This window comes from Streptomyces sp. NPDC049915 (genome assembly GCF_040656475.1).
In the GTDB taxonomy this organism is placed as follows: Bacteria; Actinomycetota; Actinomycetes; order Streptomycetales; family Streptomycetaceae; genus Streptomyces.
Map to the genome: position 1 here is coordinate 54,719 of NZ_JBFAMH010000020.1, position 11,035 is coordinate 65,753.

Annotated in this window: 12 protein-coding genes; 10 read left to right on the plus strand and 2 right to left on the minus strand. The window is 71.9% G+C overall.

Translation table 11 applies throughout. The features are described 5' to 3' along the window. Positions 1–35 precede the first annotated feature (35 nt). Genes AB0J12_RS28260 through AB0J12_RS28280 form a run of 5 tightly spaced genes read left to right on the plus strand, consistent with a single transcriptional unit; the run spans position 36 to position 3,690 of the window. Positions 36–836: an ABC-2 family transporter protein gene (locus AB0J12_RS28260; protein WP_363267289.1), complete on the plus strand. Its 801-nt coding sequence runs from the start codon at positions 36–38 to the stop codon at positions 834–836. A 49-nt stretch (positions 837–885) separates the two neighbouring features. Further along, the gene (locus AB0J12_RS28265; protein ID WP_363267370.1) at positions 886–1,650 is read left to right on the plus strand and encodes an ABC transporter permease; all 765 of its coding nucleotides are present in this window, start codon (positions 886–888) and stop codon (positions 1,648–1,650) included. Positions 1,651–1,655: 5 nt separating this feature from the next. Beyond that, the gene (locus AB0J12_RS28270; protein WP_363267290.1) at positions 1,656–1,823 is read left to right on the plus strand and encodes a hypothetical protein; all 168 of its coding nucleotides are present in this window, start codon (positions 1,656–1,658) and stop codon (positions 1,821–1,823) included. Beyond that, a complete protein-coding gene (locus AB0J12_RS28275; RefSeq protein ID WP_363267292.1) occupies positions 1,820–2,830 on the plus strand; it encodes an ATP-binding cassette domain-containing protein in 1,011 nt (336 codons plus the stop codon). Before AB0J12_RS28270 ends, AB0J12_RS28275 begins: the two co-directional genes overlap by 4 nt. Positions 2,831–2,862: 32 nt before the next feature. Beyond that, on the plus strand, positions 2,863–3,690 hold the full coding sequence (locus tag AB0J12_RS28280; RefSeq protein WP_363267294.1) for a DUF1707 domain-containing protein: 828 nt from the start codon (positions 2,863–2,865) through the stop codon (positions 3,688–3,690). A gap of 125 nt (positions 3,691–3,815) precedes the next feature. Here the strand turns inward: AB0J12_RS28280 and AB0J12_RS28285 are convergent, their stop codons facing one another. Continuing rightward, positions 3,816–5,150: an SGNH/GDSL hydrolase family protein gene (locus AB0J12_RS28285; protein WP_363267295.1), complete on the minus strand. Its 1,335-nt coding sequence runs from the start codon at positions 5,148–5,150 to the stop codon at positions 3,816–3,818. Between the two features lie 246 nt (positions 5,151–5,396). Here AB0J12_RS28285 and AB0J12_RS28290 point away from each other — a divergent pair, with 246 nt between their 5' ends. Both AB0J12_RS28290 and AB0J12_RS28295 read left to right on the plus strand, forming a co-directional pair. Further along, the gene (locus tag AB0J12_RS28290; protein WP_363267296.1) at positions 5,397–6,701 is read left to right on the plus strand and encodes a DUF445 domain-containing protein; all 1,305 of its coding nucleotides are present in this window, start codon (positions 5,397–5,399) and stop codon (positions 6,699–6,701) included. Between the two features lie 54 nt (positions 6,702–6,755). Next, positions 6,756–8,285, plus strand: coding sequence for an MFS transporter (locus AB0J12_RS28295; protein WP_363267297.1), 1,530 nt, complete (start codon positions 6,756–6,758; stop codon positions 8,283–8,285). Positions 8,286–8,417: 132 nt separating this feature from the next. On the opposite strand, the gene AB0J12_RS28300 is transcribed toward AB0J12_RS28295, so the two are convergent. Beyond that, positions 8,418–8,729 (minus strand): hypothetical protein, encoded by a 312-nt coding sequence (locus AB0J12_RS28300; protein WP_363267298.1) that lies wholly within the window; start codon positions 8,727–8,729, stop codon positions 8,418–8,420. A gap of 162 nt (positions 8,730–8,891) precedes the next feature. Here AB0J12_RS28300 and AB0J12_RS28305 point away from each other — a divergent pair, with 162 nt between their 5' ends. From AB0J12_RS28305 to AB0J12_RS28315, 3 genes are all read left to right on the plus strand, one after another. Then, on the plus strand, positions 8,892–9,317 hold the full coding sequence (locus AB0J12_RS28305) for an Hsp20/alpha crystallin family protein (protein ID WP_363267299.1): 426 nt from the start codon (positions 8,892–8,894) through the stop codon (positions 9,315–9,317). Positions 9,318–9,600: 283 nt separating this feature from the next. Next, positions 9,601–10,026 carry a DUF2267 domain-containing protein gene (locus AB0J12_RS28310; protein WP_363267371.1) on the plus strand — a complete coding sequence of 142 codons (426 nt, stop codon included), beginning with the start codon at positions 9,601–9,603 and terminating at the stop codon, positions 10,024–10,026. A gap of 73 nt (positions 10,027–10,099) precedes the next feature. Beyond that, positions 10,100–10,903, plus strand: coding sequence for an alpha/beta hydrolase (locus AB0J12_RS28315; RefSeq protein WP_363267300.1), 804 nt, complete (start codon positions 10,100–10,102; stop codon positions 10,901–10,903). Positions 10,904–11,035: the final 132 nt, after the last annotated feature.

Sequence of the window (11,035 nt, forward strand, 5' to 3'; positions counted from 1 at the left end):
GCTTCGGTGCCGGGACGAGCCGGGAGGTCGTCGGCGTGGGAGCGGGGCGGTTGTACACGGCCGTCGCGGTAGGCGGTTTCAGACGGTACGCGACGTATCGGGCGGCCACGGTCGCCGGAGTGTTCACGAACACCGTCTTCGGGTTGATCTTGGTATACACCTACTTGGCCCTGTGGGACGAAAAACCACACCTCGGCGGCTACGACCAGGCCCAGGCGACGACGTATGTCTGGCTCGGGCAGGCGCTGTTGTCCACCCTCGCGCTCGGCGGCGGGGGCGTCGAGGACGAGCTGATGGAGCGTATCCGCACCGGCGACATCGCCATCGACCTGTACCGCCCGGCCGACCTGCAGCTGTGGTGGCTGGCCGCCGATCTGGGCCGGGCCTGTTTCCAGCTGCTCGGCCGCGGCGTGATTCCTTTCACCTTCGGCGCGCTGTTCTTCCCGGTGGCCCTGCCCACGCACGCCGCGACCTGGGTCGCCTTCCTCGTCGCCGTGGCGCTGGCGATGGTGGTCGGCTTCGGCATCCGCTACCTGATCGCGCTCACCGCGTTCTGGCTGCTGGACGGCACCGGCGTGCTGCAGATGCTGATGATCACCGGCACCTTCTGCTCCGGCATGATGCTGCCGCTGAACCTGTTCCCGGGCGCGCTCGGCGACGTCATGCGCGCACTGCCCTGGTCGTCGCTGCTCCAGGCCCCGGCCGACGTGCTGCTGGGACACGCCGACCCGTGGCCGACGTACGCCTTCCAGGCCGGCTGGGCCGCGGCGCTGCTCGCGGCCGGACGGGTCGTGCAGTCGGTGGCGACCCGCAGGGTGGTGGTCCAAGGTGGCTGAGACGGGCCGTGTGAGAGCGGCGGCGCGGGCGTACCGCCTGGTCGCCGCGATGTGGATCCGCTCCACTCTCGCCTACCGCACCTCCTTCGCGCTGACCACGCTCGGCAACTTCGCGCTGACCGGCCTGGACTTCGTCGCGATCCTGCTGATGTTCTCCCGCGTGGACGCCCTCGGCGGCTACTCGCTCACCCAGGTCGCCTTCCTCTACGGCGCCTCCTCCGTCGCCTTCGGCGGGGCCGACCTCGCGATCGGCTCGATGGACCGGCTCGGCCGGCGCGTGCGCGACGGCACCCTCGACATCCTGCTGGTGCGTCCCGCGCCGGTGCTGGCGCAGATCGCCGCCGACCGCTTCGGCCTGCGCCGGCTGGGCCGGGTCACCCAGGGCGCGCTGGTGCTGGGCTGGGCGCTGCTGCGGCTGGACATCGACTGGACACCGTTGCGGCTGGTGCTGATGCCGGTGATGCTGCTCAGCGGCTGGGTGATCTTCTGCGCGGTGTTCGTGGCGGGCGCGGCCTTCCAGTTCGTGGCGCAGGACGCCTCGGAGGTGCAGAACGCCTTCACCTACGGCGGGACGACGCTGCTGCAGTATCCGCCGACGGTGTTCGGCACGGAGCTGGTGCGCGGGGTGGTGTTCGTGCTGCCGCTGGCGTTCGTGAACTGGGTGCCGGCGGCGTACGTCCTCGGGTTGCCCATGCCGTTGGACCTGCCCCGCTGGGTGGCGTTCGCGCCCCCGCTGGTGGCAGTGGTGTGCTGCGCCCTGGCCGCGGCCGCCTGGCGGGCGGGGCTGCGGGCGTACCGGAGCACGGGGAGCTGAGGGGCGTGGCGGAGCACGGGGAGCTGACGGGCGTGGCGGAGCACGGGGAGCTGAGGGGCGTGGCGGAGCACGGGGAGCTGACGGGCGTGGCGAAGCACGGGGAGCTGAGGGGCGTGGCGGAGCACGGGGAGGCGGCCGTCGTAGCGGAGCGCAGGGAGTGGAGTGGGGCATGACCGATCCGTTCATCGAGGTCGACCGGGTGGAGAAGGTCTTCGACGTCCGCCGCAGGACCGGGTTCCTGCGGCGGGAGCGGCGGCAGGTGCGGGCCGTCGACGCGCTGTCCTTCACCGTCGCGCGCGGCGAGATGGTCGGCTACATCGGCCCGAACGGCGCCGGGAAGTCGACCACGATCAAGATGCTGACCGGCATCCTCACCCCGAGCGGCGGCCGGCTGCGCGTCGCCGGCATCGACCCCTCCCGCGAACGCACCCGGCTCGCGCACCGCATCGGCGTGGTGTTCGGGCAGCGCACGACGCTGTGGTGGGACCTGCCGCTCATCGACTCCTACCGGCTGGTGCACCGCATGTACCGGGTGCCGGACGCCCGTTACCGGGAGAACCTCGAGCGCTGTGTCGAACTGCTCGAGCTGGGTGAGCTGCTGGACGTGCCGGTCCGCCAGCTGTCACTGGGCCAGCGGATGCGCGGCGACATCGCGGCGGCGCTGCTGCACGACCCCGAGGTGCTGTACCTGGACGAGCCGACGATCGGCCTGGACGTCGTGTCGAAGGCGAAGGTCCGCGCCTTCCTGCGGGACCTGAACGCCGAACGCGGCACGACAATCCTGCTGACCACGCACGACCTGCAGGACATCGAGCAACTGTGCTCCCGGGTCATGGTCATCGACCACGGCCGTCTGATGTACGATGGCCCGCTCGCCGGACTGCACGAGGCGGGCGAGAGCGAGCGCACGCTCGTGATCGACCTGGAACGCGAACTCCCGCCGATCGACGCGCCCGCCCCCGCCCGGGTGGTACGGGTCGAGGGCCCGCGCCAGTGGCTGGCGTTCCCGGCGTCGGAGTCGGCGGCGCCGCTGGTGGCCCGGCTCGCGACGCGGTACCCGCTGGTGGATCTGTCGGTGCGCGAGCCGGACATCGAGGCCGTGATCGCGCGGATGTACGCGGAGCAGCCGTCCCGTCCCGCCGGGCAGCCGCCCCGTCCGGCCGAGGAGTCGGTTTCGTAGCCGCCGACCGGTGGTTCTCGTAGGCTGCTGGCATGACCGACGACGCAGTCCCGGACCTCCGCGCGTCCGATGCCGATCGCGAGCGGGTCGCCGAGATCCTGCGGGACGCCCTCGCCGAAGGGCGCCTGGACATGGCCGAGTTCGAAGAACGGCTCGACGCGACGTACCAGGCGCGCACCTACGGCCAACTGGCCCCGATCACCCGTGACCTGCCGGCCGCGGGCGCGCCGGCCCCGGCGGTCTGCCTGACCAAGGAGCCGCAGGAGAGCGGGGGTTGGCGGGACCGGATCGTCGGCGGCGACGGCTCCTCGCAGTGGGCCGTGGCCGTCATGTCCGGTTTCCAGCGCAAGGGCCGCTGGACGGTGCCGCGCCGCATGGACTGCGTGGCCTTCTGGGGCGGCGGCGAACTGGACCTGCGGGACGCTGTGTTCGCGGACCGTGAGGTCGTGATCAACTGCGTGGCGATCATGGGCGGTGTGAACATCGTCGTACCGCCCGGCGTCGAGGTCGTCGTCCGCGGCATCGGCGTCATGGGCGGCTTCGACCAGACGGAGGCCGACGTCGTGGGCGACCCCGGCGGCCCCCGCGTGATCGTCACCGGCTTCGCCTTCTGGGGCGGAGTCGGCGTCGAACGCAAGCTGCCCCGCGCGGAGCGGCTGCGCCTGAAGGAGGAGCGCCGCCGCGAGAAGCTGGACCGCGGCAAGACGCTCCGCGAGATCCAGTCGGGCTTCCACGAGGATGTCCGCGAGGCCCACCGCCGCCTGCACGACGACCACCGCGACCTGCACCGCCGACGCCGGGAGGAACGGCGGGAGGAACGCCGGGAGGACCGGGAGCGCAGGAGGCACGGGGAGTACTAGGCGTCCGGCCACGGGGACTACTGGGCGTCCGTCGGCGGGGAGTACCAGGCGTCCGACCGGGCGCCGACGGGACCGTGGTGCCGTGTGGTCAGGCCGCAGCCCCCCTGCCCCGAGGCGCCTCGTGGTCAGGCCGCCGCCCGCTGCACCGCGGCGGGCCCGCCTGTCAGCTCCCGCAGGTCGAACACCTCCGCCATGCGCCGGTACCCCCGGTCGCTGGGATGCAGGTGGTCCCCGCAGTCGTACTCCGCCCGCAGTCGCCGCGGGTCGTACGGATCACGCAGCGCCTTGTCGAAGTCGACCACCGCGTCGAACACCCGGCCCGCGCGGATCTGCGCGTTGACCTGCCGGCGTACGGTCTCGCGCTCCTCGGTGTCCCAGGCGTGCCCGCCGAACGGCGTCAGCGTCGCCCCGATCACCTTCAGCCCGTGCGCGTGGGCCTGCCGCACCAGGGCGCGCAGCCCCTCGACGATGCGCTCGGGGGCGGCGGGCGTACGCGGGCGCAGGATGTCGTTGACGCCGAGGTCGATGACGACGGCCTTCACGTCGGGGCGGCCGAGCACGTCCCGCTCGAAGCGGTGCAGGGCGCTGGGGTTGTCCGTGGACAGGCCGTCCCCGTCGACCAGCACGCGGTTGCCGCTGATACCGGCGTTGACCACCGCGTAGCGCGGCACGTCCCGGCCGTCGAGCAGGGCGGCCCGCAGCCGGTCCGAGAGCACGTCCGGCCAGCGCCGGTTGGCGCCCTGTGTCGACCCCGACCCGTCGGTGATCGAGTCACCGAGCAGGACGACGGTGCCGTCCGAGGTGTCGCTCAGCACGTCCAGCGCGGTCAGGTAGCGCCAGTACGGCACGAGCGTGGTGTACGGATCGGCGCTCTGGCTCTGTGTGTGGTCGCCGTCGGCGGCGTAGGAGATCTGCCGTGCCACCCGGTGGATGGTGACGGGTCCGGACGGGGTGGGGGAGTAGGTGCTGACCAGCACATCGCTGTCCGGTGGGAGCACGATCCGCACGGGGTCGCTGACCACCTCGGCGCCGGCCGGGACGACGACCCGCGTGGCCCCGCCGAACGTCAGCCGCCGCATGCTGCCGGGCCGCGCCGCGGCCGTGCCGGATCCGGCGGCGACGGCGAGGGAGGCGTCCGTGAGGGTCAGCGGTGTCCGGCCGTAGAGGTTGGACAGCGTGATCCGGGCACTCGTACCGCCGACGCCGGTGTGCACCACGTTGCGCACCGACCGCCCGGCCACGCCCCTGGCGTCGGTACCGGGCTCATGACCGGACGGCGAGGCGGACCAGGAGCCGACCCACCGCCCGGTGGAGGCGGGGTGGGCGGAGTCGTACGGCGTGGAGGCCGTCCCGGCCCGGCCGGGCAAGCCGTCGTTCACGGCGGCATAGATGCCGACGGACACGACCGTGATGAGGGCGACGATCGCGCAGAGCAGGGCATAACCGTGACGCCTGGCCATGGGGGTATGTGTCTCCTCGGACAACGGGAGCCCGGGTCGGGTGCCCGGTACTCCGAAAGGATCACCTCATGATGCGACATGAGGAAGAAAGCACCGCGCACAGCCCCCCGTTGCCCCCGGGTCGACGGCCGGCCGGGAACCTTTCACCGGCCCCCGGAGTCGCTCCTGCAGGGCAGGAGGGATCCGGAAAGAGACAATGGGTGAAGAAACCATGATCGGATGGACCGGACGGAGCGGACGGAGCGGATGGAAACGGAGATAAAGGCCGGCGAGACGCCCACGCGCGCCATGACCGCCTTCGGCCCCGCCGACGAGGAACGCCGCCGCGGCGTGCGCCGCATGAAACTCACCGCGACCGGTCTGCTCGTCCTCGTCGCCGTCGTCTACGTCCTCGCCAAGTGGGCCGACGAGTCCGGCGCGGGCGCCTGGGCGGCCTACGTCGCCGCGGCCGCCGAGGCCGGCATGGTCGGCGCGCTCGCCGACTGGTTCGCGGTCACCGCCCTCTTCCGCCACCCCCTCGGCCTGCCCATCCCGCACACCGCGATCATCCCGAACAAGAAGGACCAGCTCGGCATCTCCCTCGGCGAGTTCGTCGGCGAGAACTTCCTCTCCGAGGACGTCGTACGGCAGCGGCTGCGCGCCGTCGGCATCGGCAGCCGGCTCGGCGCCTGGCTCGCCGAACCCGCGAACGCGGACCGGGTGACCGCCGAACTGTCCACGGCCCTGCGCGGCGCGCTGACCGTGCTGCGCGACTCCGATGTGCAGGCGGTGGTCGGCGAGGCCATCACCCGTCGCGCGAACGCCCAGGAGATCGGCCCGGGGCTCGGCAAGATGCTGGAGAAGGTCGTCGCCGACGGCGGCCACAAACGCGTCGTCGACCTGATCGTCACCCGCGCCCACGACTGGCTGGTGCTGCACGGCGACTCGGTGATGGGCGCCGTGCAGGGCGGCGCGCCCGGCTGGACCCCGCGGTTCGTGGACCGCAAGGTCGGCGAGCGCGTCTACAAGGAACTGCTGCGCTTCTGCGCCGAGATGCGCGACATGCCCTCGCACCCCGCGCGCGGCGCCCTCGACCGCTTCCTCACCGACTTCGCCGGCGATCTGCAGTCCGACACCGACACCCGCTCCCGGGTGGAGCGGCTCAAGGGCGAGGTGCTCGGCCGCGGCGAGGTCCAGGACCTGATCGCGTCCGCGTGGACCGCCGTCCGCTCCATGATCGTCTCCGCGGCGGAGGACGAACGCAGCGAACTGCGGCTGCGGGTGCGCTCCTCCCTGCTCGCCCTCGGCGCCCGGATGGCGTCCGACCCGGCCACGCAGGGCAAGGTCGACCGCTGGGTGGAGGGCGCGGCCGTGCACGTCGTCACCACCTACCGCAAGGAGATCACCTCCCTCATCACGGACACCGTCGCGGGCTGGGACGCCGAGCACACCACCCGCAAGATCGAGGCGCACATCGGCCGCGACCTGCAGTTCATCCGGATCAACGGCACCGTCGTGGGCTCCCTGGCCGGCCTGCTGATCTACGTCGTGACGCAGGCGCTGGGAGCGTAAAGCAGCGCCGGCCGGGCACCCGAACGAGCGGTCCGCTCAAGGAGGAGGGTGCCCATGACCACCGCGGAGGCCGAGACCGGCCGTACCGTCACCACGAACATCCCCGCCCGTCTCGACCGCCTGCCGTGGTCCCGCTGGCACTGGACCATCGTCATAGGCCTCGGCACCGTCTGGATCCTGGACGGCCTCGAGGTCACCGTCGTCGGCAACATCGCCAGCCGGCTGTCGGAGTCCGGCAGCGGACTGGACATCAGTTCCGGCCAGATCACCGGCACCGCCGCGGCCCTCTATGTGGCCGGTGCCTGCGCCGGCGCCCTGTTCTGGGGCCGGCTGACCGACCGCTGGGGGCGTAAAAAACTCTTCATGATCACCCTGGCGGTGTATCTGGCCGCCACCGCCCTCACCGCGATCTCCTTCGACGCCTGGTGGTTCTTCCTCTTCCGCTTCCTCACCGGCTTCGGCATCGGCGGCGAGTACGCGGCCATCAACTCCGCGATCGACGAGCTGATCCCGGCGAACTATCGCGGCCGCGTCGACCTGATGATCAACGGCAGCTTCTGGCTGGGCGCCGTCGGCGGCTCCCTGCTGTCGATCCTCGCGCTGAACACCGCGATCCTGCCCAAGGACGTCGGCTGGCGGCTGACCTTCGCGCTCGGCGCCGTCCTCGCCCTGGTCATCCTGCTCGTACGGCGTCACGTCCCGGAGAGCCCGCGCTGGCTGCTGATCCACGGCCGGGACCGGGAGGCGGAGGAGATCGTCTCCTCCATCGAACGGCAGGTGGAGTCGGACAAGGGCGGCGTGCGGCTGCCGGAGCCCGAGGGCGAGATCACCATCCACCAGCGCCGCAGCGTGTCGTTCGTGGAGATCGCCCGCACGGTCTTCGCCCGCTACCGCCGCCGCTCGATCCTCGGCTTCGCCCTCTTCATCGGCCAGGCGTTCCTCTACAACGCGATCACCTTCGGCTTCGGCGCGATCCTGACGACGTTCTTCGACGTGCCGTCCGACCACACCGGCTACTACTTCGCGGTCATCGCGGTCGGCAACTTCTGCGGCCCGCTGCTGCTGGGCAAGCTCTTCGACACGGTCGGCCGCCGGGTGATGATCGCCTCCACCTACCTGCTGTCCGGCCTGCTGCTGTTCGGCACGGCCTGGCTGTTCGACCAGGGCCACCTGAACGCGACGACCCTGACCGCCTGCTGGTGCGCGGTGCTGTTCTTCGCCTCGGCGGGCGCGAGCAGCGCGTACCTGACGGTGTCCGAGATCTTCCCGATGGAGACGCGGGCGATGTCCATCGCCTTCTTCTACGCCCTCGGCACGGCCGCCGGCGGCATCAGCGGACCCATGCTGTTCGCCGACCTCACGGGCACCGGCGAGGTCGGCGACACGGTGCTGGCGTTCTCCATCGGCGCGGCGCTGATGTGCGTGGCCGGGCTGGTGGCGGCGTTCCTCGCGGTGAACGCGGAACGCCGCTCGCTGGAGGACATCGCCGAGCCGCTGACGGCGGTGGCGAAGAAGGCGTCGGGCGCGGCCGGTGCTGCCGGTACGGCGTCGGGGCGTCCGGGGTCCAGGACGGCGACGGCGTAGGGCTGACGGGGGCGACGGGGCCGACGGGCCTGACGGGTTTGTGACGCTGACGCCCGCGGTGGGTCACCGTGGGCGTCGGGCGTTGCCATTGGTCGCCGGGCGTTGCTTACCGGGTCGCCGGTCGCCGGTCGCCTACGGCCGGCCGGTGTCGCGGTCGGCGACGGCCCAGGAGGCGAGGGCGACGGCGCCCGCGACACCGAAGACGGCCGGCCAGGCGCCCACCTTCTTGGCGAGCGGGTGCGACCCGGCGAAGGCGGCGACGTACGCGGCGGTCAGCGCACCCGCGGCCCTGCCGCCGGCCCGGGCGCGCCACTGCTGAGCGGCGGCGGCACCGGCGACGGCCAGTACGGCCCCGCCGAGCTGCCGCTTCTTGGTCCAGCGGGCCACGCCGTACCCGCCGACGAGCCCGCCCGCGGCGATCACCGAGCTGGGAACCTTCGCCATGCCTGCCTCCTGTGTCGGTCTGCCCCGAGGTTAACCCGGCACGGCAGCGACCTGTTCCTGAGTCTCCCCTTGTCAACTTTCCTCCCCGGAGCTATATAAAAAGGGAAGCCCCCGCATGAGGCACCACGTACAGCACGTAGGCATCGAAGGGAGTGACCAGTGATGCTCATGCGTACCGACCCGTTCCGTGAGCTCGACAGGGTCACGCAGCAGGTCTTCGGCGCCATGGCCCGCCCGACGGCGATGGCGATGGACGCCTACCGGTCCGGGGACGACTTCCTGGTCCACTTCGACCTCCCCGGCATCGACCCCGAGTCGATCGAACTCGACGTCGAACGCAACGTCCTCAACGTCCGCGCCGAGCGCCGGTCGCCCGCGCCGCAGGACGCGGAGGTGCTCGTCGCCGAACGGCCCACCGGCACCTTCACCCGCCAGCTGTTCCTCGGCGAGACGCTCGACACCGAACGCATCGACGCGTCGTACGAGGCCGGCGTCCTGACCCTGCGCATCCCGGTGGCGGAACAGGCGAAGCCGCGCCGTATCCAGATCAGCGGAGCCGGCGGGCAGCGCAAGCAACTGAACGGCTGAGCGCGGCCGGTGACGGGTCGGGGCCGGTAGGAGGCCCCGACCCGCGCAACGCGTCGGCCCTCACCCTCACACGCGAGGGTTTCACGCCATATCCGAGATGTGAGACGTGTACGAACCGCCCGGCAGGGGATTCGGTTACGGGCGCCACGGCTCGACACAGCCCGGCGCGCGCGAACGATCGGGAACCCGGAGGAGGACGCCGCACATGACGACGACGGTGCCGAACACGACGACACTGCTGCCGAACACGACGCCGTTGAGGACACCGACCCCCGCCCCGCCGATGCCCCGCAAGGCCACGGCAGGGGACGACGGTTGGCGGGCGTTGACCGATGCGGTGAAGGAGATGGGCCAGTACCCGACGAGAGCGGAGGCCGAGACGGTCACCCGCATCGTCCTGTCGGCACTGGGCGGCCAGGTGATCGGCGAGGAACGCGTGGCCCTCGCGCAGTCCCTCCCGCCCCAGGCGGCCTGCGTGGTCGCCTCCCAGATCCCGGCCACCCGCCGCCTGACGGCAGCGGAGTTCGTGGACTCGGTGGCGGCCCGCATCGAGGGTGCGACCCCGGCCACGGCCCGCTGGGACGTCAGCTCGGTCCTGAGCGTCCTGCCGCCCCTGATCGGCGAGGACCTGACGACCCGCATCCTCGCCGAACTCCCCCCGGGCTACGCCCTGCTGTTCGGCCGAGCCGACCTGGCACCGCACCACTAGACACGGAGGCCCGAGCCGAGCGCCGACTGCATATCGACTGGCGCCGGCCGGGCCGTCCGGCCAACACTGCCGTGTGCGCTACTTGACGACCCCGGACGGCACGGACATCGCCTACGACGACCAGGGCCCGGCCGACACCCCGGGCCCGCCGATCGTCCTCCTCCACGGCCTGGCGGGCCACATGGGCGAATGGGACGACCTGATCCCCCTCCTCCTGTCCGACGGTCACAGAGTGATCCGCTACGACGCCCGGGGCCACGGCGCGAGCACACGCACCCCGGCGGACATGACCCGCGCGGCGGCGGTCACGGACGCGGTGGCCTTGATCGACCGTCTGGGATTGCCCCCCGTGACGCTGATCGGCCAGTCCCTGGGCGGCCTGACCGCCCTCCTCCTGGCCGCCCGCCACCCCACCCTGGTCACCCACCTGACCCTGATCGAGGCAGGCCCGGCGTGCGCCAACCCGTCACTGCCGGGCGACATCGCGCGATGGCTGGACAGCTGGCCGGCCCCGTTCCCGACCTTCTCCGCAGCGACGTCCTTCTTCGGCCACGAGGCATGGACACGCGGCCTGGAGAGGCGGGAGGACGGCTACCACCCGCGCGTGGACCGCGACACGATGATCGCAGCGGTGAGGGAACTGGCGACGGAGAACTACTGGTCGGACTGGTCCTGGATCACCTGCCCGACGCTGGTCCTGCGGGGCGAGAAGGGCACGATGCCGGCTGAGGAGGCGAAGAAGATGCAGGCCCGCCGCCCGGGGACACGGGTTGAGGTGGTGGCGGGGGCGGGGCATGACGTGCATCTGGACGCGCCGGGGGCGGTGTATGAGGCGGTGTACGACTTCGTGGGCGGCCGGCTCGACATGCGCCGCTGAACGCGTGGCCGGACGGAGCGGCCTCCCGCGAGCCGAGTGAGAGAGGGGTACAGCGACCGGGCCCGGCTCCGGTCGAACAACGCGGCTTGACGCCACTCGTCAGCCGTGGGTGAGGAGGCGGGTTTCATGTAT